Origin of the sequence: Vibrio sp. AH4 (assembly GCF_030710545.1) — a bacterium.
Classification (GTDB): domain Bacteria; phylum Pseudomonadota; class Gammaproteobacteria; order Enterobacterales; family Vibrionaceae; genus Vibrio; species Vibrio metoecus.
This window is the reverse complement of the sequence record NZ_JALAIV010000001.1, coordinates 2014387-2039932: the sequence shown is the minus strand read 5'-3', so window position 1 is coordinate 2039932 and position 25546 is coordinate 2014387. Positions and strand designations below refer to the sequence as shown.

Genomic DNA, 25546 nt, shown 5'->3' with positions numbered 1-25546 from the left:
GAATGACTTCTAAAATTCCTTTTTATATTTCTGTCTTCCTGCTGTTTGTCACGGGGATTACGCTCAGTGTATTGCGTCACCAAGATTACGGCGTGCCTTGGACTCCTGGAGAAGCCCGCCAAGTTTGGGATGTCGAAGCGCGAATTGAATTTGCCGCACAAGGTAAAGAGGCCAAAGTTTCATTGGCGGCGCCCCTCACTCAAGAAGGCTACACCCTAATTAATGAAACCGCTTCATCACCGGGCTATGGCATTTCTTACCTTAATACCGATTCAGGTCGTCGAATTGAATGGTCAATTCGTCAAGCCAGCGGCCCACAAACGATCTACTACAAAGCGCAATTTCTTGTGGATCCACAAGCGAAAGCGGTACAAATTCCACCGACACAAGAAATTGTCAAACCCACGTTTGATGGCCCTGAAGAGTCAGCGGCGATTGCTTTGATTGATCGCGCAGCGCAACGCTCTGCCGATCATGTCACCTTTACTCGTGAACTGATCAAAACCCTCAACGACACCGAAAGCCAAAACGCCTCACTACTGCTGAACAAAATGAGCAAGGTAGAAACCACCCAAAAACTGCTCTCCTACGCCCAAGTGCCGAATAAAGTGGTTGGCGTAATCCAGTTGGAAGATGGTCGCCGTCGTCAGTCGATTCAGCATATGAATGAAGTCTGGAACGGCAGTGCTTGGATCCTGTTTAACCCAGAAACAGGCACGCAACCCACTCATCCGAACCTGCTGGTGTGGGATGAATCCAACGTATCTCTGCTTGATGTCGTGGGTGGACAAAACAGCCAAGTCATGTTCAGTATGATTTCGCAAAAAGTCACACCGCAACAAGCCACCGACAGTAAAGTCGAAGCCGATGGTCTACTGAATTTATCGATTCACAGCTTGCCGCTTGAAGAACAAGCCATGTTCAAGACCATCATGCTGATCCCGATTGGCGCGCTGATTGTTGTGTTCTTACGCGTGATTATTGGCCTAAAAACCTCAGGGACTTTCATGCCAGTTCTGATTGCGGTGGCCTTTGTACAAACGCAACTCACCACCGGCATCATCGGTTTCTTGTTGATTGTGGGAACTGGGCTTGTCATTCGTAGTTATTTATCAAAACTCAATCTATTGCTGGTGGCGCGGATCTCTGCGGTCATCATCACGGTGATTTTGATCATCTCAGTCTTTACTGTCGTCGCGTTCAAAGTCGGTTTAACGGAAGGTTTAACCATCACTTTCTTCCCGATGATTATTTTGTCTTGGACAATTGAACGGATGTCGATTCTATGGGAAGAAGAAGGTGCCAAAGAAGTGCTGCTGCAAGGTGGTGGCTCTCTCTCGACTGCGGTACTCATCTATCTTGCGATGACTAACTCTTATGTGCAGCATTTAACATTTAATTTCATTGGCTTACAACTTGTTGTTCTGGCCGCCATTTTGCTGCTAGGCACTTACACTGGATATCGAATTTCTGAACTGCGCCGCTTCAAGCCATTGGTGGAGGAGAAGTAATGTGGTTCTCATTTTCGCTCTCTGATTACACCTCCCCTTTTAAGCTACGCCGCAAAGGGATCATGGGGATGAATAAGCGTAACCACGCTTATATCGGACGTTATAACGATCGCTCCAAGTACCCTTTGGTGGATGACAAGCTCAAAACCAAGCTGATTGCTCAACAAGCTGGATGTACTGTTCCAAAGCTCATCGGCGTGATCAGCAATCAAGCCGAAGTGAAAACGATCCACGAAATGGTCAAAAGCTGGCCGGGCTTTGTCATAAAACCCGCACGAGGCAGTGGTGGCAAAGGGATCTTAGTGGTGACATCTCATCAAGATGGGGTATACACCAAGCCTTCGGGATCAACCATGAACCAAGAGGACGTGGAACGCCACATCAGCAATGCGCTGGCCGGACTTTTCTCTCTGGGGGGGAAAAACGACGTCGCGGTAGTCGAAAACCTGATTCAGTTTGATGACTGTTTTGATGGTTTTAGCTACGAAGGGGTGCCAGATGTGCGCATTATTGTGTTTAAGGGCTATCCTGTAATGGCAATGATGCGGCTTTCCACTTCAGCCTCTGATGGTAAAGCCAACTTGCACCAAGGCGCTGTCGGTGTGGGGATTGATATTGCGACCGGTAAAGCCGTGCGCGCGGTGCAATTTAATAAACCGGTGACTCACCACCCTGATACAGGTAAAGAGCTTGCCACGTTAGTTGTACCTCACTGGGAAAGGCTGCTGACTTTAGCGGCTAGCGCCTGGGAGATGACGGGGTTAGGTTACATTGGAACCGATATGGTGTTGGATAAAGAAGAAGGCCCAATGGTCTTAGAGCTCAATGCTCGCCCTGGTTTGGCGATTCAAATTGCCAATGGCGCAGGGCTATTACCCCGTTTACAGCATATCGAAAGTTTAGGCTCATCACTGATTTACCCAAACCCAGCAGAACGCGTCGCGTATTCCGTACGTAAATTTGGCGTACATGCTACAACCGCTTAGAAGTACGGCTTACTGCTGAATCAGATATGACAAAAGGCTTCCCGTGGGAAGCCTTTTTCGTTAGCTATGCAAGCATTATGACAGACGTATTACGCGTATTGCGTTTCGAACTCTTTCATAAAGTCGACAAGAGCCTGAACGCCTTCTAATGGCATCGCGTTATAAATAGAAGCACGCATACCACCAACCACACGATGTCCTTTCAACGAGACTAAACCACGCGCTTCAGCCAGTTCCAAGAAGGTGTCATCTAACTCGGGTTTCGCGAGTTGGAATGGCACATTCATCAACGAACGGTTATCAGGGTGGATCTCGTTACGATAGAAATCTGACGAATCAATATAGTTGTAAAGCAACGCTGCTTTGGCGCGGTTTACTTCTTCAATCGCTTTCACACCACCTTGTGCTTTCAACCATTGGAAAACTAAACCCGAGAGATACCAAGCAAAGGTCGGAGGGGTGTTAAACATCGATTCTTGCTCAGCAAGAATTTTGTAATTCAAAACACCAGGCAGCAAGTCACTGGCGAAATCCAGCAAATCATCACGGACGATCGCAATACAGATCCCCGCAGGGCCAATGTTCTTTTGCGCGCCGGCATAAATTACGCCGTATTTTGATACATCAATTTCACGCGACAAAATGGTGGAAGACATGTCGGCAACGATCGGCTTGTCGGTTACTGGCAAATCGTTGATTTCAATCCCATCAATGGTTTCGTTAGGACAAAAATGCACATATGCCGCATTATTGGCAATGCGCCACTCACTGGCAGGTAACACTGCAATTTTGCCTTCTTTTTTGATCTTGGCATCAAAAACATCGACAGTGCAGTATTTCTTTGCTTCTTTCACTGCACTCATTGCCCAGTAGCCCGCATCAATGTACGTTGCCGTGTCCGCTTCACCTAATAAGTTCAATGGTACCGCGGCAAACTGCGCACGCGCTCCGCCTTGGCAAAACAGCACTTTGTAATTATCTGGAATATTCAGAAGATCGCGCAAATCGCGCTCTGCCTGCTCGGCAACTTGAATGAATGGCTTACTGCGGTGGCTGATTTCCATCACCGAAGTACCTAGGTGATTCCAGTTTACAAACTCAGCTTGTGCTTGCTGCATCACGGCTTTAGGTAACGCCGCTGGACCTGCACTAAAGTTATAAACCGTATCGGTGTTGTGCTCCATGTGTTCTTTGCTCCTGCTAACGAAAAGTGTTGTGATTAATACCACTTTTTTTATCAGATAAAAAGCAAGAAAAGAGACCTTACGGCCTCTTTTCTTGAGCAAAACACAACAAAATGACAGGTTAGCCTTGCGACATCATTAACGGCATTAACAACATCACGAGAGGCATGGTTTTTCCACTCGGAAAAACCACATTGCCTTCTTTAATTTCAGCTTCCAGCGTGTAGCCTTTGTCATCTTTTGTCATCATCTCCATCATCATCAACTGGTCAATACCTTGTTGAATGAACGGGAAAGCTTCCACCAATTGGTGAGAAATGAACGTTTTAGTTTGACCGGTTAATGCAGGAACAATCGCCATCGGATCTTGTAAAAGATTCTGCGTGCCTTCCGGAACCGCAAAACGCCAGTTAGAAGCAAAGTCCCCTCCTGCAATGTTGGCCGCAAATTTATCGATAGCCACAAAGAAACCTTTATTAAACAGCGCTTCCACTTGTGGCAGAATTTGTTCAATATCCTTGTCCGTCATTTCTGGGGAGCCTTGATACAGCGCAGAAAGAGCTTTGGTCGCCGTAGCATCTAAATCACCGAGCGTAAAATCTAACGCAAAGTCTTTAAACTCTCCGTCACTGTATTTGGCGTTCGCAACCTTCATTTGATGCGCCGTCGTAAAGCGAGTTTGCGTGCCATCAAGTCCAGAAGTAAAGTGGTAGCTAAAACCATCCATATCAAACTCAGAATGACCTGCTTGACTCACACTCAACTTATCCAGTTTGAAATTTTGCGCTCCTAACCACAAGCCATCACTCTCTTTACCTTGCCCCTCGCCAGAAATTTGGCTAAGCACCATTTGTGCTTGGTTTTCAAAATCCAAGATTGTTTTAGGCATATTGAGTTGGAAAGTCATTTCGCCCAATGTCGTGACAGAACCCGACATTTGTGCAGGCTCAACCGTTACCGTAATCGGCTCTTCACCTTGGAATACGTAATTCCACTGATCCAATTTAACGGTGTAATCGGTATTTCCATTTAGATGGGTATTAGACAAGATCTGCAACGGAAATTGCGGGAATTGTGGCAATGTCGATACGGCAGAAACCCCCGTCAAGCCATGACTTAATTGACTGTCCACCAGAATTTCGGTCGGGATCCCTTCCGCTTGCAATTGAGCTACAATCGCTGGGTCTGTGATGCGGTAACGCGTCTGCATTTGCGACGATAAATAGCCACGTTGGTAATTGACCAGTTCTGCTGTGGTTGAGGCGCTTTTAAAATTGTTAATACCGTCAGTGATCGCGGACTCTCCAATTTGTCCTACCGCGAGCGGCCAGCATAAACCAAGCGCAACTGCCCCACCCACTGCACCGATAATTTTTATTGATTTCATAGTCGAATATTTCCTTGGGATTGAGTCTAATTAGTTTAGGGGACGAAAGTCGTACAAGATACAAATAATTGTCAACATTTGCGCAAACAGCGGGAAAAGTATGAAATAAATCAGAGTATTGAATTGCAACACTGTTGATTAGGAATTCTCCAACCCTGCTCCCACTTCACCAACCCTATCCCTGCTACAGTAACAACTTGAACCGTTGCCAGAGAAAAGGCTGTGAATCGCTACGCCCTGCTTATTTTAGATAGCAACCCGGTCAGTATTGAACAATGGCGTCAAGAGCTGGCTGGTTTTGCCAATAAATTCGATATCTGCAGTGCAGAATCCATCGAAGAAGCTCAACAATGGTTAGAGTTTCTTGAACAACATGAGCAAATCGTCGCTCTCGTCATCGCCAGCCACCATGAGGCACTCAACGGTGCCGAGTTTTTAATCCGATTGGATAAAATTTCCCACACTCGTTACGCACGTAAAGTTCTGGTCAGCTGCGGGCAAGATATCCAAGCTATTCTTAACGCCGTGAACGAAGGCCGTTTAGATTATTGCCTGACCAAGCCATTGCAAGATCACGTTTTACGCAAAACCGTACTACAAGAACTCACTTCCTTTGTGTTAGAGCACGACAAAGACAATATGCTTAGTTACAGCACGGTCTTGGATCAACAACGTCTACTGCGCGCGCACATTGATCATAAAATGCGTAGCTACAGTGAAGGCTTTATCACCGATTACCACCGGCTCTCCGATAATGAATTAGCCGAAAAAGTGATCGGCGCTTTGTACCAATTTTTTGATGAGAAAGACGAAACACAGGCGTGCCGAACCTATTCAGCACAACATTTGCTCACCCAAGAAGGCGAACCAAACCGATTTTTATGGTTTATTACGGAAGGGGAAGTCGCGCTCTACAAAAAAGATGACCTCGGTCAGCAACGTGAAGTGGTACGCCACAAAAAGGGCAATATTGTCGGAGGGATGTCATTTGTCACTGGTGAGCCTTCCTTTTCTACCGCGATAACCTTAACCAAAACGGAAGTGATTAAACTCGATCGCGATGTGTTTAGCAAAGTGATGCATAACGATACCAGCTTACTGCCACTGTTTACTAACCTACTTCTGCGCCACTTTAACCGGCGTTTGCAACGCAGCATCACCACCAAACTGGAACTGCAAAAAACCCTCGACTCTCTTGAATCGGCGCATAAACAACTCATGGAACGCGAGAAAATGGCCATGCTAGGCCAACTGGTCGCAGGGGTCGCACACGAACTCAATAATCCTGTGGCGGCCATTTTGAGAGGTACGGAAACCCTCTCTTCGCATATTCGTCTTCTGATTGAGGGAGAAGATCGAGCAGACACAGAGCAGCTCGGTGCACAATTGCTTTACCAAGCCATGCAAGCCAAACCGATCTCAACCTCGGAAGAGCGGGGCAAAGCGAAACAATTAGAAGAACTCATTCATCATCGTTTGATGGCGAAAAAAATGGTCAAGCTCGGCCTTGATAATGACGAGCCGATGATTCAGCTTGCCAGAAGCCGCCCTGAAACCGCCCAAAAACAACTCGAACAATTAGAAAGTTACCATATTACCGGCAGCACACTGCGATCAATTCAAGTTTGCGCACAGCGTATCGCAGATATGGTGAAAAGCCTTAAAGGCTATGCGCGTCCCGACGATGAAACTTATCGATTGGCCGATATTCATGAAGGCATCGAAGACACTCTGGTCATTTTCGAAAATCGTCTAAAGCGGCATAAAGTAGAAAAAGAGTACGCCCCACTGCCTCTCATTTACTGTTTACCTATCGCTTTGCAGCAAGTCTGGACCAACCTCATTTCGAATGCGATTGATGCATTTCCGGAACATGGCGTATTACGTATAGAAACTCAGCAACAACAACATCAAAATATCGACTATGCCGTCGTTCGTTTTACTGATAATGGTTGTGGTATTCCAGACCAGCTTAAAGAGCAGATATTCGCCCTCAATTACACCACCAAACGAGAAGGTAATTTTGGTCTTGGGATTGGGCTTTCTGTATGCCAGCAGATCATTCTGCAACATCAGGGATGGATTGAAGTCGAATCCGAACCCAATCTCTACACCACCATGACAGTGTGGCTACCGCTCGATGCATCCACGGTCACAAGGAGCTAATGATGAATAAATACCTGATTTTATGTGTAGACGATGAACGAGAAGTGCTCGACAGTGTCGTGCAAGATCTTGATTGTTTTGAACAACATTTCATCATTGAAGCGGCGGAATCCGTCGCTGAAGCAAAATCGGTTATTGATGACTATCGAGAAGAGAGCATTCCTCTTGCTCTGATCTTGTGCGATCACATCATGCCAGAGCAGACTGGAATCCAATTCCTGATTGAACTCAACCAAGACAGCGATACCGCTAAAACACGCAAAATGCTGCTCACTGGCCAAGCGGGGCTGGAAGATACCGTTCAAGCCGTTAACCATGCCAGTTTACACTTTTATATCCCTAAACCATGGCACGGTGAACAATTACGTCAGGTGGTAAAAGAACAACTGACCCATTACGTCATTGAAAATGCAGATGACTTAATGCCTTGGATTCAAATTTTGGATGCAGAAAAAATTCTGAATGCGATCTCAGCCAAAAGAATGAGCTTTGGTGAATAGCAATCTGGCATTTAACTTGCTTAAAATTCATCTCAACGACAAAACTCTGACATTTTTTGATAGTAGCTTGATACATCAATGCCTTATGATGTCAACCATGAGCTCGGAGTCGGTTTTATGGCTTCAGTCACTGTGGATATACAGGCAGTGGCCTTGGAATTAATCAGAAGATATAGGTTTATCTTAATTATGCGTAAAACAATCATTGCAACTGCACTACTTCTTACCGCGGGTTCAGCATTCGCTGTTGACGGTAATAATAATGATAGCCGTACCGTAATGAGCAACTTTAGCTATGACTACGTAGAAGCGCGCATCGGCGCTAGCCCGGTTACTTTTGGTGCTGCGATGAGCCGTTCTGTACACCCTAATGCTCATGCTATTGCTCGTATCGACTCTGAATTTGAGAGTGACTATGACGTCGCCGCTGGATTTGGCTTCCATGCACCAGTCAATAACTGGGCAGATGTGACGGGGGAAATGCTATTTCGTTTAGTGGATGACCGCAAACGTTCAAGCGCCGATACCGGTATGGAACTGAATGTTGGTATTCGCCAATGGTTAGGCCCTCAACTCGAAGTCGGTGGCAAGGCAGGTTATGTGTCTATCGATAACAACGATGATTGGTTAGGCTCAGTGTATGCACGTTTCCATTCTACCGAACTCTTTTCTCTCGGTGCTGAAGCTCGCTTTAATGACTTTTATGACGACCAGTTGATGTTTACTGCGCGCTTTAACTTCTAAGTTCTCAGATAAACTCTGACATTAATAAAGAAGCCGGGGGTTATCCCGGCTTCTTTATTAAACTTGTTCATCATTGGATTCGTTTAGCGACGTACTCTAACGTTGCTGACAGCTTTCAAGTAGCTGACGCTTACGTGGCTCTTGTAACAACTTCCAATGGATCCCTTCAATAGCTCCCGCAAATTTCCACAGCAGTTTGACGTCCACATCGCTACCGTAAGCTTGACGTACTTTATTAAACACTTCCGGAGCACCCATGCTCATGAAGGTTTCAACATCATCAATCCCCGCTTTTTTCACCATGCGCTCTAAAGTGAGCTGCATATTGGGCAGATCACGCAAACGACGGCTCGCGGCTGAACGTTGAAACTCACGCTGATTCACCGAAAACTGGATGGAACGTTCGATAATGGAGTCTAGCTCAGGGTGATTTTTTTCATATAAATCAGTGATGTCGTAATAGTTTACCGTTGCGGTTGTCTGCTTCTTCACATGGCGATATTTTTCACATCCCAAAGCAATCAGTTCAGGATCAAGCTCTTCGCCACCACGGACAAAAATTCGATCTTCACTGACTAACACGTACATTGCATCATGTTGAAACAAACCAATCCCACCAAACATCGAGCGTTTTTGGTAGGCGCCAAACTTGTTTACGTAATCGAAAAACTGTTGCTCATTCATATCCATTGATCCTTTAATCATATTCCCCGATTAAGGAAGATCACCAGATAGCAGCAATAAAGCGAAAAAATGAAATCGATAGCAAGTCTATTCAATCGTTAGTATGAGCTTGCTTATTTTATGTAGCTAATGATAGTTAACGATGAAAAATAAGTCCGGACTTATCTCACACCCGTGTGATCATTTTGCGCCACATTATGAGACCAGTATCACAGCGTCAATTTTTTGTTGTCTGGGATGCTTAAGCCCCGTTTATTAAATCGCTCAATAGTTCAACGAAAAAACTAGTACACTCTCCAAAACGTGTGGAACCGTTTGCTTATTTAGTTTAGCGATAGTTAAAATGCTCCTAACTTTGCTTGATCGTGTATTTTATGAGTCACCTATCTTTTTACTGGCTACCAGAAACTAAACATAAACTCATCCAAGGATTGGAAAGTGAATTTGCGCAATTGGTCGAGCTTTCTATCAGTACCGGAAAAATATCCCTTCCCCCTATCTCGGATGTCGTTTTAAAAATTCAGCGGTTGTGCTTAATGGAGTCGACCTCCATTACCGATGTAGCAGACTGCTTGATTGAAGACCCTGGCCTTTCGGCCACCGTTATTCGTGTCGCTAATTCGGTTGTGTTTAACCGTCGCAATATTACCTGCACCGATATTGTCACCGCCGTTTCTCGGCTAGGCATTTTGCGGGTTCGTGATATTGTCACTGCACAAGCCATTGAGCAGTTGAAGCATGCCGTCAACCTCAGCAAAGAGTGCAACCGAATACTGATTAAAAGTGCTACGATTTCTCGGGAGCTCGGGGCAACCATGCTGCTAGTGACACAAACGTTTAAATGTGTCGATGCGAAAAAATACCAACATCTTGAGCTAGAAAAGGCCTTACTCGTAGGGCTGCTCGCCGATATTGGTCTGTTTTGTTTGGTCCATGAGTACCACTTATATCTGCAAAATGGGAACTATTTGGATCCCAATATTGCGTTGCAAATTTTCCAATCGCAATGCTCCTCAATCAGCCAGTTAGTGTTGCGCCATTGGGGATTTGATAGCGACTTTTTAGAGGTTTCCTGCAATTGCGAATTAGTCGCTACTCGTCCAGAAGTGAGTTATCTGGATATCGCGCGTATTGCACATCACCTACTTATGTTTAGAAAACAGGATGAGGCGATTGACGATCACGATGTCGAAATCAACTCTGAAGGTGCCGAAGTGCTGTACAAACTCAGTAATTTGAGTGAATTGGAATTTAAAAGTAAGCTGAGCGATGTAATCAGTGCCAGTGGCATCTGAACAAGCCAGCCATGAGGATGTTATGCTGTCAGGGATGATCTTTATTTTTTTACCACTTGTTGTCGGTTATCTGTTCACTATTCATAACCCGTCTCGCCTTCAACGCTTAAGCCGTGCAACCTCTAATTTGGTGTACGTGATCCTATTCTTAATGGGCTTAAGCTTAGCGGGTTTGGATAACCTGCAAAGCAATCTACAAACCATTGTTCAATATACTGCGGTGTTTTTTATCCTCTTAGGCGCTTGTAATCTGATGGCGTTACCTTTGGTTGATCGCTATCTGCCGCTGAAAACGGATACCACTCACAAAAAACTCCCGTTATCTAGCATGATGCTAGAGTCCGCTAAGCTAATTCTTGTCGTCGGTGCAGGGTTGGCAGTAGGTGTGATATTGGATCAAGACTTACATTGGGTTGAATCCGCCAGCGGTTGGATTCTGTTCCTCCTTTTGTTTTTTATCGGTATCCAACTGCGCAATAGCGGCTTGTCGCTCAAACAAATTCTGCTCAATAAACACGGTATGGTGATCGCAGCGATCATTATTTCAACCAGCTGGTTAGGTGGAATCGTGGCCGCTTGGGTATTAGATATGCCGATCTATCAAGCTCTAGCCATGGCATCAGGCTTTGGTTGGTACTCTTTAGCGGGCATTTTGGTTGGGGAAGCGTTCGGTCCAGTGTTAGGTGGCGCCTCCTTTATGATTGAGTTGCTGCGCGAACTGGTTGCCTTGGTTCTTATCCCGATGTTGATTCGCCGCCATCCTTGCACTGCCATTGGATATGCAGGTGCAACAGCAATGGATTTTACCTTACCCGTCATTCAAACCACAGGAGGCGTAAAGTGTGTTCCTGTCGCCATCGTCAGTGGTTTCATTCTTAGCCTGTTGGTACCGGTTTTAATCCTATTCTTTGTTTCTCTTGCAAGCTAGATCTCAAGATTTCCTGAGTGTCTCATTTACAATGTTTCGCTTTGAGATTTACAATTTAGCAAACAATGTATTAACCAAACGTTCTCAAACGACCGGTTTAGCGCACAAGGTCGTTTGGGAGTAATACTTTATTTCAGTGAAGTCCCATCGGAACTAACCAACTATAACAATTCAAAAGGAAAGATTATGAAACGCCTGAGCACTGCTTTACTCATGTCAGTCATCTCAGTCTCTGCCTACGCAGATAATGCTTGCCTAAGTCAAAAATACGACGCCTACATCGATGCCTCTCTTAATTGGTATAGCGATCTTACGAAACTCACAAGCGATCAATACCCAGGATTAACCGAAGTCAGTCAATGGTTCTTGGAGGGCAGACAACATCACTTCGCATTGAATCGCGCAGCAGTACATTACTATTTACAACACGATCCTTCCAAGGTTGAAACCGCTCAGCACGTTGAATCATGGTTAAAGCTAGAGCAGCAAGATATTAAACAGCTAGCAACCCGTAGTGATGAACTCGGCAAGCTGGCGAGTGTCACTTTTGCAGATCGACAAGCTGCGCCGCATTCGCAAAATTATGAATTACGCTCAGCACTTGCTGATCTACTCAGCCACCCTAAACAAATTGAATCGGCATTAAATCGATATAACCAAGCGATCGAAAAAGTCGAAGCGATTGACTGCCCTTAATCGCTCGCGAATGCAATCAAGGCTTTCCGAATTAAGACGGGACATTGCTCCCGTTTTGAATTAGATTGTCCCGCTTGAAACCCATCAATCAAAATAATAACGACGCTGTATGGTATCAGAACAAAAATCTGCGCAAGTCAACTTCGATTCTCTGCTCAAGATCTTCACCGTGCCAGAAGGTCCAGATTCGACTTTAACCAAGATCGATGAGGAACTTTCTCGCAATTTAAATCAGTTCCTACGTAAACACATTGTCGCCGAAGAAAAACCACTCAAAGAGATTGAGAAAGATTTTTCGAATGCTCAAATACCAGAGCAGCCACAATTTGTTTCCGATCACACGCAACATCTGCTTGATACTTTGGTTTCACATTCGGTGCATACCGCATCGCCAAGTTTTATCGGCCATATGACCTCAGCGCTCCCCTATTTTTTAATGCCGCTGTCAAAAATCATGATTGCCCTGAACCAAAATCTGGTCAAAATTGAAACGTCCAAAGCATTCACACCGCTAGAGCGTCAAGTGCTCGGCATGATTCATCGGTTAATTTACGGGCAAAATGACCACTTTTATCAACAATGGATGCACAGTGCCGATCACTCTCTCGGCGCATTCTGCTCTGGTGGCACCGTTGCGAATATCACGGCGCTTTGGGTTGCACGTAACAACGCTCTCAGAGCCGAGGGACATTTCCCTGGCGTAGAAAAAGCGGGCCTGTTCAAGGCCATGCGCCATTACGGGTACGAAGGCCTAGCAATTTTAGTCTCCGAGCGCGGTCATTATTCACTCAAAAAAGCCGCCGATGTGTTAGGGATTGGGCAAGAAGGGTTGGTTGCCGTCAAAACAGACGCCTACAACCGTATTTGCCCTGAGCATCTCCAACAAAAAATTGCAGAGTTAACGGCACAAAAAATCAAAGTGTTTGCCGTTGTTGGTGTGGCCGGCACCACGGAAACCGGCAATATAGACCCACTAAGAACAATTGCTCAAATTTGTCAGCGTGAACAGATCCATTTCCATATTGATGCGGCGTGGGGTGGAGCAACCTTAATGTCGAACCACTATCGTCATCTTCTTGATGGCGTTGAACTCGCGGATTCTGTGACTATCGATGCACACAAACAGCTTTACATCCCGATGGGCGCAGGCATGGTTCTGTTTAAAAACCCAGATGCGATGCATTCTATTGAACACCATGCACAATACATTCTGCGTCAAGGATCCAAAGATCTAGGTAGCCACACACTAGAAGGTTCCCGCTCTGGCATGGCGATGTTGGTGTACGCCAGCATGCATATTATTAGCCGTCCTGGCTATGAGCTGCTCATAGATCAGAGCATAGAAAAGGCGCGCTATTTTGCTGATTTGATTGATGCCCAAACCGATTTCGAATTGGTTTCTCAACCTGAATTATGCCTGTTGACATACCGATACCTACCCGCGCATGTGCGCGGAGCATTGGAAATGTCGCAAGGTGCACAGCGTACAGCACTGAATGAGTTACTTAACGAGCTCACTAAGTTTATCCAGAAAAAACAACGGGAAACAGGCAAGTCGTTTGTATCTCGTACTCAATTGAACCCATATCAATGGGATAAATTGGCCACCATTGTGTTTCGTGTCGTGTTAGCCAATCCGCTCACAACGAAGGAAATTTTGCGCAATGTATTGGATGAACAGCGTGAAATCGCCTTGCAAGCCCCCAAACTGATGCAGCAGATTGAGCAATTGACTCAAACCATTCTTAATCAATAGTCCTCGCGAGGAGTTACAGCAAATAGAAATAAAATTTCAGATTGTTGTAACTCTTGCGTCAATCATGGGCTAGAAGCCGTCTATATGAGCCAAACTGAACACCAAAAGTGTAGTTTTTATAAAATTTAATTGAGGCTTGTCATATTCTCACGGTCTTAATGAGAGTTTCGTTTCTGGATTTATCACGCTTAGGTTTATACTCGGCTTATTGGCGTTGGTGGGTCAATCATCCGGAAACCATTGATTTCTCCCCTATTGTTTTCGAACCCCAGACCAACGAGTTGTTCTCTAGCCTGCGTGAACACTATGAATACATTAGAAAAAATTCAAAAAAACCTGGAAAATTTCAGCAAGTCCGAGCGTAAGGTTGCCGAAGTGATTATGGCATCACCACAAACGGCCATTCACTCTAGCATTGCGACATTAGCTAAGATGGCTGATGTCAGTGAGCCAACGGTGAACCGTTTCTGCCGCCGCCTTGATACCAAAGGTTTTCCAGACTTTAAACTGCACTTAGCGCAAAGCCTTGCCAACGGCACTCCTTACGTTAACCGTAACGTAGAAGAGGATGATGGCCCAGACGCGTACACGCATAAAATTTTCGAATCAACCATGGCGTGTCTGGATGTTGCTAAAAATAGTCTAGACCCTGTGCAAATTAATCGAGCCGTTGACTTACTTACTCAAGCTAAACGTATTTCGTTTTTTGGTTTAGGCGCATCCTCGGCAGTCGCACGCGATGCACAAAATAAATTTATTCGCTTTAATATCCCCATCAGCTGTTTTGAGGATATTGTGATGCAGCGTATGAGTTGCATTAACTGTACGGATAACGATGTCATTGTGCTGATTTCTCATACTGGCCGAACCAAAAGCCAGGTGGAAATTGCTAACCTTGCTCGTGAAAATGGCGCTACAGTCATCGCGATTACCGCCAAGGATTCACCACTCGATAAAGCAAGCTCGTTATCGATTTGTCTTGATGTGCCTGAAGATACGGATGTCTATATGCCAATGGCAAGCCGAGTGGTACAAATGACAGTGATTGATGTACTGGCGACGGGTTTCACCTTACGTCGAGGTTCCGGCTTTAGAGAAAACCTCAAGCGGGTCAAAGAAGTTTTAAAAGACTCTCGCTACGATAAGTTACCTCCTTATTAGTCACAAATCCTCTTCTGAAGCAAACGGAGCCATTAGGCTCCGTTTTTCAATACTTGCAGCAATCCCCTTAATGCTGGCCACTTAAACGACTGCTTTCCTCCTGCAGCAACTGACGAATCTCAACTTCACCATGTGAGGTTTTCGGCGCAACCGAATCGAGCTGATGACAAGCGCAAACTTGCTGAAGAATATGTAACAGTCGCTCTAGTGTAAGCGGTATCGGATTACCTTTAATGGCTGTTGATTTCAATGCATCCCCAGCAACACGCTCAAATGAGGTGGCACACACACCAAAATCGGTCAAATTAGGGATGGCGAGACGTTCTAACATCATATTCACCCACAAAATTCCATCCTCGACACACGCATTTTTACGCCCAGTAAGGATGCGGGAAATCGTTTTGTAGCGTTGTAAAATTTCACCACGTCCCACTTCTCTCGCCGCTTCAATATTTTCACGCATGACATAAGGCGCTAAGCGTGCGGTGATGACACTGTGGGGAGCATCCAGTTTGCCGCCAAGAGCAGAAGCCAGCCCGTGTGCCGCCCCCAATTTGGCATTCGTAGAAGCCATTCCCCCTAACATGGCGGCAAACGATAAATCACCGCGGGCTTTTTTATCATCCCTTAGACAGCCGGGTATCATTGATCGAGTTAACCGACGCAGCCCCTCTTCACAAATCATATCGGTTAGAGGATTCGGCTCACCGCACACGTAGGCTTCCATCAAATGCGTAAAAGCATCCATCGCACCTCGTCCTGAGGTCAACGGATCCGTTCCGTAGGTCAACGTCGGATCAACAATCGCGACATCAGCTAACATATCAGGGCTACGTAAGCTGATCTTCACACGATCTTGAGCTGATTTGAGAACCGCATTTCGAGTCACTTCCGAACCCGAACTTGCTGTCGTCGGGATGGCAATAAAAGGCAGAGGTTTGGTCTTGAGAGGCACACTCCGCCCGACAACTTCAACATAATCGTATACATTACCTTGATTAGGGATAACCGCCGCAACAGCTTTACCCATATCAAGCACGCTACCGCCCCCAATCGCAATAACCATATCCGGTTTAAATCGGCGCCCCAACATAGCCGTTTCTTCGACCATAGTGATGTTGGGCTCCCCTGAGACCGCCACATGCTGATAACGCATATTTTGCTGATGTAGATAGTTGATAAGTGGCGCATATCGCTCAGGATTTTTTCCTGAAACCAACAACACGCTATATCCATATTGGCTAATGACGGAAAGAGAACTCTCTAGCGCTCCTTCACCAAAGATGATCCGTGTTGCTGTCATGAACTGAAACATGCACCCTCCGATGTTCTCATAAAGCTATAGTGCTAGATTGCGCTCAAAGTAAGCAAATTTGTTTGACCGAGTGCAACTTGCCAAAAATAACCATAAAAAAACCATTGGTTCTTGCACAACCTCACACCTAAGTTGAGCTGTTTCAATCGCTTCCATCATAACTGCGAGTGAGAAAGTGTAGAAAAAACACATTCCCTCCTCTAAAAAACCATCGTTTTTACCTATTGAATCAAGTGGCTAAATCACACTTTATTTCCCACTTTGGATCGTGCATAGTACGCGCAAACAAAATGAAGGAGAAAGATATGTTTGTGGTCATTTTTGGTCGTCCTGGCTGTCCTTATTGTGTTCGTGCAAAAGAACATGCTGAAACGTTGAAAGCAAAACGTGATGATTTCAACTACCGCTACGTAGATATCCATGCGGAAGGCATCACCAAAGCCGATCTAGAGAAAACCATCGGAAAGCCTGTAGAAACCGTTCCACAGATTTTCATTGATGAACAACACATTGGTGGTTGTACTGATTTTGAAGCTTACGCAAAAGAAAATCTGGGTCTGTTCGACTAAGTCTTTCTTGATGAGCCAATTAGCCTGCGAATATCGCGGGCTTTTTGTTATTAGTGATTTCATACTGCTCAGCGCTTCTTTTAGCTATTTCGCTCCAAAGAATGCGCATTCGCGCAAAAATTCACTTATCTTTTTGCAATATTCGGATACAATTCCCAAAATTTTATTATTCCCTCTCTTGTCACGCGTGAATTGAGTTAAATCGTGAACATCGACGTCGTTTTATTGCTAGAGCAAAATCCAATTTTGCTGATTTTTGTAGTCCTCGCCATTGGTCTCTCTTTCGGGAAAATTCGCTTTGGCAGCTTCCAGTTAGGTAACTCCATCGGTGTATTGATCACCTCGTTAATTATGGGTCACCTCGGTTTCTCTTTCACTCCAGAAGCCCTAACCATTGGTTTCATGCTATTTATTTATTGTGTAGGCATTGAAGCAGGTCCGAACTTCTTCGGTATTTTTTTCCGCGATGGAAAACATTATTTAATTTTAAGTTTAGTGGTTCTGATTACCGCTACTTGGATCGCTTATTTCGGCGGTTATTATCTCGATCTCGATTACGGTTTAGCCGCTGGGATGATGGCGGGAGCCCTTACATCAACCCCGGTGCTGGTGGGCGCACAAGATGCGCTAAACTCTGGGCTCGCCGCAATACCAAGAAACATGGACCTTTCACTGATCCTTGATAATGTTTCTGTCGGCTATGCCATGGCTTACCTTATCGGCCTCATCAGCATGATCATGTTTGCCAAACTGCTTCCTAAGTTGCAAAAACAAAACTTGTCCGACTCTGCGCAGCAAATCGCGCAAGAACGTGGTCTGGGCAGTCAACGTAAAGTGTACCTGCCAATTATTAGAGCCTACCGCGTTGGCCCGGAACTGATTAACTGGATCGATGGTCGCAACTTACGTGAGCTTGGCATCTACCGTCAAACCGGATGCTATATCGAGCGTATTCGTCGTCATGGCATTCTCGCTCATCCTGATGGCGACGCAATTTTACAAGAAGGCGATGAAATTGCTCTGGTAGGCTTCCCTGATAGTCATGCACGCCTTGACCCGAGCTTTCGTAACGGTAAAGAAGTGTTTGACCGCAACTTGCTTGACCTGCGTATTTCTGAAGAAGAAATCGTTGTAAAAAGTGACAGCATCGCGGGGAAACGACTCTCTGACCTTAACCTTTCTGAATTCGGTTGTTTCCTCAACCGCGTTGTGCGTGCGCAAATTGAAATGCCGATGGATCTCGATATCGTCCTCGCCAAAGGGGATGTACTGCAGGTCAGTGGTGAAAAGAGCAAGGTAAAAGGGCTAGCGGATAAGATCGGTTTTATCTCAGTACACAGCCAAATGGCCGATCTGCTCGCTTTCTGCAGCTTCTTCATCCTGGGCATTCTGTTTGGTTTGGTCACCATGACCTTTGGCCAGGTTTCTTTCAGCCTTGGTAATGCCGTAGGGTTACTGCTCTCAGGCATCAGTTTGGGCTTCTTACGAGCCAACCACCCGACTTTCGGTTATGTTCCACAAGGCGCACTCAACATGGTCAAAGACCTTGGCCTTGCGATCTTTATGGTGGGCATTGGTCTTAATGCGGGGAGTAAAATGTTCCAACACCTCTCTGAAGTGGGTGTTCAAGTCATTGGTTTAGCTTTCTTAGTGAGCGTCGTGCCAGTCGTGTTTGCCTATTTGGTCGGCGCTTACATTCTAAAGATGAACCGCGCCCTATTGTTTGGTGCGATTATTGGCGCGCGAACCTGTGCTCCTGCGATGGATGTGGTTAATGAATACGCCAAGTCCACCATTCCGGCACTGGGTTACGCAGGCACCTATGCTATCGCCAATATTTTGATGACGTTAACCGGTACCATTTTTATCTTACTCAGCTAACGACTCAATGATCAAATATTGGGGATTAAAAAAGGCACCTTACGGTGCCTTTTGTCTATTTGGATAACTCGTTTAGTGAACAACCTCTTCACGAGTACCAAAATACTCAAAAGCCAATCGATCATCACTGAGCGTTACTTTTACGGTACCACCATCGACGAGTGAGCCAAACAGCAGCTCATTGGCAAGTGGTTTCTTCAACTGATCCTGAATCACACGTCCCATCGGACGAGCGCCCATTTCTCGGTCATAGCCTTTCACGGCCAACCAGTGACGCGCATCTTCAGAGACTTCAAGAGAGACACCACGAGCATCTAATTGGGCTTGCAGTTCCACAATAAACTTATCAACCACTTGATGAATCACGCGTTCATCCAAGCTGTTGAACCAGATAATGTGGTCAAGACGGTTACGGAATTCAGGAGTGAATACTTTTTTGATTTCCGACATCGCATCATGGCTATTATCTTGTTGGATCAAGCCAATCGATTTTTTCACCGTTTCCGCCACCCCCGCGTTAGTGGTCATCACTAAAATCACGTTACGGAAATCGGCTTTACGACCGTTGTTGTCAGTTAGCGTACCGTTATCCATCACCTGTAGGAGCAAGTTAAAGATATCGGGGTGCGCTTTTTCAATTTCGTCCAACAAAACAACCGAGTGCGGGTGCTTAATCACAGCATCAGTCAGCAGACCACCTTGGTCATAACCCACATAACCCGGAGGAGCACCAATCAACCGGCTTACCGAATGACGCTCACCGTATTCCGACATATCAAAACGTAGCAGTTCGATACCGAGCAGTTTAGAAAGCTGCAGAGTCACTTCTGTTTTGCCCACCCCTGTTGGGCCAGCAAACAGGAAAGAACCGACTGGTTTATGTTCCGCGCCCAATCCGGCACGAGTCAGTTTGATTGACTCAGTCAGTACATCGATTGCAGCATCTTGACCAAACACCAACATCTTCATCTTCTGATCCAAATTCTTCAGAATATCTTTGTCAGAAGACGAGACGGATTTCTCAGGGATTCTCGCCATTTTGGCGACCATAGATTCGATTTCCGCCACACCGACCGTTTTCTTACGACGGCTTGCTGGCATCAAACGCGCACGCGCGCCAGCTTCATCAATCACGTCAATCGCCTTATCCGGCAGATGACGTTCATTAATGTACTTCGCCGACAACTCCACCGCCGCACGCAGTGCTTTATTGGTATAGCGTACATCATGGTGAGCTTCGTATTTGTTCTTCAGCCCCATCAATATCTTGGTGGTGTCATCGAGCGAAGGCTCAACAATATCAATCTTTTGGAAGCGGCGAGACAAAGCGCGCTCTTTCTCAAAAATGTTGCTGTATTCTTGATAGGTGGTAGAACCGATGCAACGCAATTTGCCGCTACTGAGCAGAGGTTTTATCAGATTCGCTGCATCAACTTGTCCACCAGAAGCCGCACCAGCACCAATGATGGTATGAATTTCATCAATGAACAGGATCGCGTCTTTTTCTTTCTCAAGCTGTTTCAAGATCGATTTGAAACGTTTTTCAAAATCACCTCGATATTTGGTACCCGCCAACAGCGACCCAATATCGAGTGAATAAATCACGCTGTGCTGAATCACTTCCGGCACGTTGCCTTCCACAATTCTCCACGCTAAACCTTCAGCAATGGCGGTTTTTCCTACGCCAGCCTCACCCACCAATAGCGGGTTGTTTTTACGGCGGCGGCACAAGACTTGAATCGTACGTTCCAACTCTTTATCACGGCCTATTAACGGGTCAATTTGACCTTGTTTAGCCAGTTGATTCAGGTTAGTCGCAAAGCTTTCCAAACGTTCATCAGCACTCACTTCTTCGGAACCATCGCTGCTACCAAACGAATCAGAAGAAGAGTCTTCACTGTGATTAGAGGCTTTAGTAATACCGTGCGAGATAAAATTGACAATATCCAAACGGCTGATGTCATTTTTCTTGAGCAGATACGCCGCATGTGACTCTTGCTCGCTAAAAATCGCCACCAACACGTTCGCCCCTGTCACTTCACTGCGACCAGAAGATTGCACGTGGAACACTGCACGTTGCAGTACACGTTGGAAGCTCAGGGTCGGTTGAGTCTCACGGGTTTCATCGTTTTTGGGGATAAGGGGCGTGGTCTGGTCGATAAAAGTATCCAGCTCACGGCGTAACACATCGATATCAGCTTGGCAGGCTAACAAGGCTTCCCGCGCTGCATCGTTTTCCAACAATGCAAGTAGGAGGTGCTCGACGGTCATAAACTCATGTCTTTTGTCTCGTGCCCGAGCGAACGCGCCGTTTAGACTAGACTCTAATTCTTTGTTAAGCATAAGGCCTCCTTAAGGAACAACCACGTTGTCTGGCAAGCTTACGCTTGCTCCATCGTGCACAAGAGTGGATGCTCATTTTCCCTTGAGTACATCGTTACTTGAGCGACTTTCGTCTCTGCAACTTCTGCAGTAAACGTGCCACATATTGCTTTTCCTTCGTAATGCACTTTGAGCATCACTTGTGTCGCCCTCTCTATATCCATAGAAAAAAAGCGCTCAAGAATCTCAATTACAAAGTCCATCGGGGTGTAATCATCATTGTTTAATACAACGTGATACATAGATGGTGGCTTAACCGCCGTCTTTTCTTTCTCCAGCAAATCGAGGTCTGGAGATATCCATTCAAAATTTTTACTCATAACACTTCAGTATTTGAGGACTTGTTACCGAGAATTCAACTATAAAGTGCTGTAAACCTAGCTTTTTTAACTAACTTACTGAGTTCGCACTTCGATGATTTTCGCCTCTTACTTAGAGACTAATGCAGCAATTGTAACGCTGCAAATAAAACATTGCGAATGGCGATCACGAATAGCGCGATTGCTTATTTTACCAACACCAGTATGCAACCTTGCTAGTAATTTGCTTCGCGATTTGCAAATGACAAATTTATATAATTGCAATTGCAAAATTGAGTTTTCATATCAAACTGTGTGCTTTTATACGTTCGTCCTATTGACTGCGTTCAATCATCGTCTAAATTGGTCAATTAGTGACTAACGTTAAGCATAAGCTGAATCGCTATTCACTTTTGAGAAGTCAGAGAGTCCTTGGGACGAATTGACGTTTCTCTTAAAACATCAGTTATAAAATGCATGAGGGATGTATAGCATGGCTACAGGTACAGTGAAATGGTTTAATAATGCCAAAGGCTTCGGTTTTATTTGCCCGGAAGGTGAAGACGGAGACATCTTCGCTCATTACTCAACCATTCAAATGGACGGATACCGTACACTCAAAGCCGGACAACAGGTTTCTTATCAGGTGGAGCAGGGGCCTAAAGGATACCACGCTAGCTGCGTTGTGCCGGTCGAGGGACAAGTGGCTAAGTGATAGGTGCACTGCCGCACTCGGTGTGTTTGATATTGATCAGCACCCAAAATAGAAACCCGCCAATGTGGCGGGTTTTGTTTTGCAATAGCGCACTATTAACGATCAATCACAGCGTTAAAGGTCACACTAGGTCGCATTAGCTGAGATGCTTTAGCAAATTCAGGCGCATAATAACCACCTAAATCAGCTGGCTTACCTTGTGCGCCATTAAGCTCAGCAACAATCTGTGCTTCTTTTTCTTCCAACTGTTTTGCAATTGGAGCAAATTCAGCCGCGAGATCTGCATCTGCCGTTTGTTCAGCCAGTGCTTGTGCCCAGTAAGTCGCAAGATAGAAATGACTACCACGGTTATCAATTTCACCAACACGACGAGAAGGCGACTTGTTCATGTCGAGGAACTTGCCGGTCGCTTTGTCGAGTGCATCCGCCAACACTTGTGCTTTGCTATTACCCGTAACAACGCTTAAATGCTCCAGAGATGCGGCTAGCGCTAAAAACTCACCCAGTGAATCCCAACGCAAGTGGTTCTCTTTTTGTACTTGTTGTACGTGCTTCGGAGCAGAGCCGCCCGCGCCCGTTTCAAACAAGCCACCGCCATTCATCAACGGAACGATGGAAAGCATTTTCGCTGAAGTACCCAGTTCAAGGATTGGGAATAAGTCAGTTAAATAGTCACGCAATACGTTGCCCGTTACGGAAATGGTATCTTGTCCTGCTTTCATGCGTACTAGTGAGTATTGCGTTGCATCAACAGGAGACAGGATCTTGATTTCCAAGCCTGATGTATCGTGATTTGGTAGATACTGATTCACTTTTTTGATCAGTTCAGCATCATGTGCACGCTCTGGATCAAGCCAGAAAACGGCAGGTGTACCTGAAGCACGAGCACGAGTTACCGCCAGTTTTACCCAGTCTTGGATAGGGGCATCTTTTACCTGACACATGCGGAAGATATCGCCCGCTTCGACAGTTTGCTCCAGCAGCACTTTGCCCGCTTCGTCAATCACACGCACCACACCTTCAGAATCAAGAATAAAGGTCTTATCGTGTGAGCCGTATTCTTCTGCTTTTTGCGCCATCAAGCCAACGTTTGGCACACTGCCCATGGTGGTCGGATCAAATGCGCCGTTCTGTTTACAGAAATCGATAACGGTTTGGTAAACACCCGCGTAACAGCGATCTGGAATCGTCGCTTTGGTATCTTTCTGCTTACCATCTGGACCCCACATTTGGCCAGAAGTACGGATCATTGCAGGCATGGAGGCATCAACAATCACATCACTTGGTACATGCAGGTTGGTAATGCCGCGATCTGAGTCCACCATCGCCAGAGCGGGTTGAGTGGCATATACCGCTTGAATCGCCGCTTCAATCTCTGCGCGTTGCGCTTCTGGTAGCGATTGAATTTTCGCGTAAACATCACCTAAGCCGTTATTGACGTCCACACCCAGTTGGTCGAACAGTTGGCCATACTTATCAAAAACCGCTTTGTAGTACACCTTCACCGCATGACCGAAGATCACTGGATCCGAGACTTTCATCATGGTCGCTTTCATGTGCAGTGAGAACAGCACGTCTTGCGCTTTCGCATCCGCGATTTCTTTTTCAAAGAAAGCAATCAGCGCTTTTTTGCTCATCACGCTGGTATCGATGATTTCTTTATCTTGCAGCGCGAATGGCTTTTTCAGCACTTTCACCGCACCATCTTTACCCACAAACTCAATCGCCACTTTGGTTGCGCCACTGACCGTGACTGACTTTTCACTACCAAAGAAATCTTTATCGCTCATGCTCGCGACATGAGATTTAGAATCCTGACTCCAAGCGCCCATTGAGTGTGGGTTCTTCTTGGCGTAGTTTTTCACCGAGGCAGGTGCACGACGATCAGAGTTACCTTCACGCAAAACTGGGTTTACCGCACTCCCCTTGATCTTGTCATAAGTCGCTTTAATCACTTCTTCTTTATCGTTGCTCGGTTCTTCTGGATAATTTGGCAGTGCGTAGCCTTTGTCTTGCAGTTCTTTAATTGCCGCTTTGAGCTGCGGAATTGAGGCTGAAATATTCGGCAGTTTGATGATGTTAGCTTCCGGTGTTTGTGCCAACTCACCCAATTCAGTTAACGCATCACCGATACGTTGTTCTTCGGTCAGATACTCAGGGAAATTAGCCAAAATACGGCCAGCTAATGAAATATCGCGTGTATCGATATCAATGCCTGATGAGACAGTAAACGATTGAATAATTGGCAGTAATGAATACGTGGCTAGAGCCGGGGCTTCGTCAGTAATGGTATAAATAATTGTAGGTTTATTGGTAGGCATGAACTTTCCCTATCTGTTCTAACAGCACCATTGGATGCAATGACACTGTGTGACTGTCCGTACTCAAGTCGGCGACATCCCCTCAACCTGAGTACGATCTTCTCACTCTTGCAAATCCTGTGTTCGAATGACGTTGAGCCGCCTTCGAGCTCATCCTTGAGTGAAGGTATTTATAATTAAACAAATTGAAGACAATAGTCTATTATCTTGTTCGCTAAACCTTTTCCAGGGCGCGCAAATGATAGCCGATATCGCTCCTGCGGAAAACTTTCAAACACAGTTTCTTTACATTTTTGCAAGGTGCTTAACATGTCATCTCGCTCTCCTAGCGACAATGCTCTCTCTTCTCCTGCGCAACGAAAATCGCATTTCAAACAGAAGGCAACAAAAAACACCGCTCGCGCCAATAACACATCAGGAAAGAGAAACTCTTCTACCAAGAGAAGAGCAACATCTAACGACATTGGCTCCCCTAAACGCACGATTTCGCCCAGTGAACGGAAAGTGATCCTATTTAATAAACCATATGACACTTTAAGCCAATTTACCGATGGGGATGGAAGAAAAACCTTGGCCGACTACATCCCGATTAAGGATGTCTACGCCGCAGGACGTTTGGATCGCGATAGCGAAGGGCTACTGATTTTAACCAATGATGGAATTTTGCAGGCCAGATTGACTCAGCCGCAATCCAAAGCGCCAAAAACTTACTGGGTGCAAGTTGAAGGTGCGCCACAAGAGAGCGACCTTGAGGCATTGCGCCACGGAGTGACCTTAAAAGATGGTCCGACTTTACCGGCGAAAGTAGAAATCATGCCCGAACCCACGCTTTGGCCACGCAATCCGCCGGTGCGTTTTCGCGCTGCGATTCCTACCACATGGTTAGCCATTACCTTGATGGAAGGGCGCAATCGCCAAGTACGACGCATGACGGCGCACATCGGTTTCCCGACTCTACGTTTAATTCGTTACTCCATGGGCGATTGGAACTTGGGTGATTTGCAGCCCGGCGAGTGGCGGGAAGTGACTCTTTAATACTTTTGCCAACTAAAAATATAACGCCCCA

21 protein-coding genes are annotated in these 25546 nt (G+C 45.8%); 14 read left to right on the top strand and 7 right to left on the bottom strand.

The genetic code is table 11. The features are described 5' to 3' along the window. Positions 1-2: 2 nt before the first annotated feature. Positions 3-1511, top strand: coding sequence for an inactive transglutaminase family protein (locus MKA69_RS09590; protein ID WP_000202059.1), 1509 nt, complete (start codon positions 3-5; stop codon positions 1509-1511). Beyond that, entirely contained in the window at positions 1511-2497 is a 987-nt protein-coding gene (locus MKA69_RS09585) for an alpha-L-glutamate ligase-like protein (protein ID WP_304572004.1), read from the top strand. Before MKA69_RS09590 ends, MKA69_RS09585 begins: the two co-directional genes overlap by 1 nt. An 89-nt stretch (positions 2498-2586) precedes the next feature. Here MKA69_RS09585 and serC read toward each other — a convergent pair whose 3' ends face one another. Together serC and MKA69_RS09575 are read right to left on the bottom strand one after the other, a co-directional pair. Then, complete coding sequence (gene serC / locus MKA69_RS09580) at positions 2587-3681, bottom strand: 3-phosphoserine/phosphohydroxythreonine transaminase (RefSeq protein WP_304572005.1); 1095 nt, start codon at positions 3679-3681, stop codon at positions 2587-2589. 121 nt (positions 3682-3802) lie between these two features. After that, a complete protein-coding gene (locus tag MKA69_RS09575; protein WP_055028625.1) occupies positions 3803-5068 on the bottom strand; it encodes a DUF945 family protein in 1266 nt (421 codons plus the stop codon). A gap of 222 nt (positions 5069-5290) precedes the next feature. On the opposite strand from MKA69_RS09575, the gene MKA69_RS09570 reads away from it, so the two are divergent. The 3 genes from MKA69_RS09570 to MKA69_RS09560 all read left to right on the top strand — a co-directional run bounded on the left by MKA69_RS09570 (position 5291) and on the right by MKA69_RS09560 (position 8478). Then, positions 5291-7234, top strand: a complete 1944-nt coding sequence (locus MKA69_RS09570) for an ATP-binding protein (protein WP_305847918.1) — start codon at positions 5291-5293, stop codon at positions 7232-7234. Between the two features lie 2 nt (positions 7235-7236). Then, a complete protein-coding gene (locus MKA69_RS09565) occupies positions 7237-7734 on the top strand; it encodes a response regulator (protein WP_305847917.1) in 498 nt (165 codons plus the stop codon). Positions 7735-7923: 189 nt separating this feature from the next. After that, a complete protein-coding gene (locus MKA69_RS09560; RefSeq protein WP_001232587.1) occupies positions 7924-8478 on the top strand; it encodes a hypothetical protein in 555 nt (184 codons plus the stop codon). A gap of 96 nt (positions 8479-8574) precedes the next feature. Here MKA69_RS09560 and MKA69_RS09555 read toward each other — a convergent pair whose 3' ends face one another. Beyond that, on the bottom strand, positions 8575-9162 hold the full coding sequence (locus MKA69_RS09555; protein WP_001005361.1) for a TfoX/Sxy family DNA transformation protein: 588 nt from the start codon (positions 9160-9162) through the stop codon (positions 8575-8577). Between the two features lie 374 nt (positions 9163-9536). Here MKA69_RS09555 and MKA69_RS09550 point away from each other — a divergent pair, with 374 nt between their 5' ends. From MKA69_RS09550 to MKA69_RS09530, 5 genes are all read left to right on the top strand, one after another. Then, positions 9537-10457, top strand: a complete 921-nt coding sequence (locus MKA69_RS09550; protein WP_305847916.1) for an HDOD domain-containing protein — start codon at positions 9537-9539, stop codon at positions 10455-10457. A 22-nt stretch (positions 10458-10479) separates the two neighbouring features. Further along, positions 10480-11385 carry a lysine exporter LysO family protein gene (locus tag MKA69_RS09545; RefSeq protein WP_305848238.1) on the top strand — a complete coding sequence of 302 codons (906 nt, stop codon included), beginning with the start codon at positions 10480-10482 and terminating at the stop codon, positions 11383-11385. A gap of 186 nt (positions 11386-11571) precedes the next feature. Next, on the top strand, positions 11572-12081 hold the full coding sequence (locus tag MKA69_RS09540) for a hypothetical protein (protein WP_305847915.1): 510 nt from the start codon (positions 11572-11574) through the stop codon (positions 12079-12081). A gap of 109 nt (positions 12082-12190) precedes the next feature. After that, a complete protein-coding gene (panP, locus tag MKA69_RS09535) occupies positions 12191-13837 on the top strand; it encodes a pyridoxal-dependent aspartate 1-decarboxylase PanP (RefSeq protein ID WP_305847914.1) in 1647 nt (548 codons plus the stop codon). Between the two features lie 306 nt (positions 13838-14143). After that, entirely contained in the window at positions 14144-14998 is an 855-nt protein-coding gene (locus tag MKA69_RS09530; RefSeq protein ID WP_001093848.1) for a MurR/RpiR family transcriptional regulator, read from the top strand. A 67-nt stretch (positions 14999-15065) separates the two neighbouring features. Here the strand turns inward: MKA69_RS09530 and MKA69_RS09525 are convergent, their stop codons facing one another. Further along, positions 15066-16313, bottom strand: coding sequence for an iron-containing alcohol dehydrogenase (locus MKA69_RS09525; RefSeq protein WP_055033261.1), 1248 nt, complete (start codon positions 16311-16313; stop codon positions 15066-15068). A gap of 305 nt (positions 16314-16618) precedes the next feature. Here MKA69_RS09525 and MKA69_RS09520 point away from each other — a divergent pair, with 305 nt between their 5' ends. Both MKA69_RS09520 and MKA69_RS09515 read left to right on the top strand, forming a co-directional pair. Further along, positions 16619-16882 (top strand): GrxA family glutaredoxin, encoded by a 264-nt coding sequence (locus MKA69_RS09520; protein ID WP_000498418.1) that lies wholly within the window; start codon positions 16619-16621, stop codon positions 16880-16882. Between the two features lie 204 nt (positions 16883-17086). Further along, positions 17087-18763: an aspartate:alanine antiporter gene (locus MKA69_RS09515; protein WP_095457047.1), complete on the top strand. Its 1677-nt coding sequence runs from the start codon at positions 17087-17089 to the stop codon at positions 18761-18763. Positions 18764-18835: 72 nt separating this feature from the next. Here MKA69_RS09515 and clpA read toward each other — a convergent pair whose 3' ends face one another. Beyond that, positions 18836-21106, bottom strand: a complete 2271-nt coding sequence (gene clpA / locus MKA69_RS09510) for an ATP-dependent Clp protease ATP-binding subunit ClpA (protein ID WP_095474852.1) — start codon at positions 21104-21106, stop codon at positions 18836-18838. A 38-nt stretch (positions 21107-21144) separates the two neighbouring features. Beyond that, a complete protein-coding gene (clpS, locus tag MKA69_RS09505) occupies positions 21145-21465 on the bottom strand; it encodes an ATP-dependent Clp protease adapter ClpS (RefSeq protein ID WP_000041730.1) in 321 nt (106 codons plus the stop codon). Positions 21466-21937: 472 nt separating this feature from the next. On the opposite strand from clpS, the gene cspD reads away from it, so the two are divergent. Beyond that, the gene (gene cspD, locus MKA69_RS09500) at positions 21938-22159 is read left to right on the top strand and encodes a cold shock domain-containing protein CspD (RefSeq protein WP_000190604.1); all 222 of its coding nucleotides are present in this window, start codon (positions 21938-21940) and stop codon (positions 22157-22159) included. 95 nt (positions 22160-22254) lie between these two features. Here cspD and MKA69_RS09495 read toward each other — a convergent pair whose 3' ends face one another. Further along, the gene (locus tag MKA69_RS09495) at positions 22255-24480 is read right to left on the bottom strand and encodes an NADP-dependent isocitrate dehydrogenase (protein ID WP_305847913.1); all 2226 of its coding nucleotides are present in this window, start codon (positions 24478-24480) and stop codon (positions 22255-22257) included. A gap of 309 nt (positions 24481-24789) precedes the next feature. Between MKA69_RS09495 and rluE the strand changes: the two genes are divergently transcribed. After that, entirely contained in the window at positions 24790-25515 is a 726-nt protein-coding gene (gene rluE / locus MKA69_RS09490) for a 23S rRNA pseudouridine(2457) synthase RluE (RefSeq protein ID WP_305847912.1), read from the top strand. The last annotated feature ends 31 nt before the right edge of the window (positions 25516-25546 follow it).

Excerpts from the sequence above, each read along its gene's own strand:
- clpS (WP_000041730.1), bottom strand. The coding sequence starts at position 21,465 with ATGAGTAAAAATTTTGAATGGATATCTCCAGACCTCGATTTGCTGGAG.
- MKA69_RS09520 (WP_000498418.1), top strand. The coding sequence starts at position 16,619 with ATGTTTGTGGTCATTTTTGGTCGTCCTGGCTGTCCTTATTGTGTTCGT.
- MKA69_RS09590 (WP_000202059.1), top strand. The coding sequence starts at position 3 with ATGACTTCTAAAATTCCTTTTTATATTTCTGTCTTCCTGCTGTTTGTC.
- MKA69_RS09585 (WP_304572004.1), top strand. The coding sequence starts at position 1,511 with ATGTGGTTCTCATTTTCGCTCTCTGATTACACCTCCCCTTTTAAGCTA.
- MKA69_RS09555 (WP_001005361.1), bottom strand. The coding sequence starts at position 9,162 with ATGAATGAGCAACAGTTTTTCGATTACGTAAACAAGTTTGGCGCCTAC.
- MKA69_RS09530 (WP_001093848.1), top strand. The coding sequence starts at position 14,144 with ATGAATACATTAGAAAAAATTCAAAAAAACCTGGAAAATTTCAGCAAG.
- MKA69_RS09565 (WP_305847917.1), top strand. The coding sequence starts at position 7,237 with ATGAATAAATACCTGATTTTATGTGTAGACGATGAACGAGAAGTGCTC.
- MKA69_RS09560 (WP_001232587.1), top strand. The coding sequence starts at position 7,924 with ATGCGTAAAACAATCATTGCAACTGCACTACTTCTTACCGCGGGTTCA.
- MKA69_RS09545 (WP_305848238.1), top strand. The coding sequence starts at position 10,480 with ATGCTGTCAGGGATGATCTTTATTTTTTTACCACTTGTTGTCGGTTAT.
- serC (WP_304572005.1), bottom strand. The coding sequence starts at position 3,681 with ATGGAGCACAACACCGATACGGTTTATAACTTTAGTGCAGGTCCAGCG.
- MKA69_RS09550 (WP_305847916.1), top strand. The coding sequence starts at position 9,537 with ATGAGTCACCTATCTTTTTACTGGCTACCAGAAACTAAACATAAACTC.
- rluE (WP_305847912.1), top strand. The coding sequence starts at position 24,790 with ATGTCATCTCGCTCTCCTAGCGACAATGCTCTCTCTTCTCCTGCGCAA.
- clpA (WP_095474852.1), bottom strand. The coding sequence starts at position 21,106 with ATGCTTAACAAAGAATTAGAGTCTAGTCTAAACGGCGCGTTCGCTCGG.
- MKA69_RS09525 (WP_055033261.1), bottom strand. The coding sequence starts at position 16,313 with ATGTTTCAGTTCATGACAGCAACACGGATCATCTTTGGTGAAGGAGCG.
- MKA69_RS09575 (WP_055028625.1), bottom strand. The coding sequence starts at position 5,068 with ATGAAATCAATAAAAATTATCGGTGCAGTGGGTGGGGCAGTTGCGCTT.
- MKA69_RS09495 (WP_305847913.1), bottom strand. The coding sequence starts at position 24,480 with ATGCCTACCAATAAACCTACAATTATTTATACCATTACTGACGAAGCC.
- cspD (WP_000190604.1), top strand. The coding sequence starts at position 21,938 with ATGGCTACAGGTACAGTGAAATGGTTTAATAATGCCAAAGGCTTCGGT.
- panP (WP_305847914.1), top strand. The coding sequence starts at position 12,191 with ATGGTATCAGAACAAAAATCTGCGCAAGTCAACTTCGATTCTCTGCTC.
- MKA69_RS09540 (WP_305847915.1), top strand. The coding sequence starts at position 11,572 with ATGAAACGCCTGAGCACTGCTTTACTCATGTCAGTCATCTCAGTCTCT.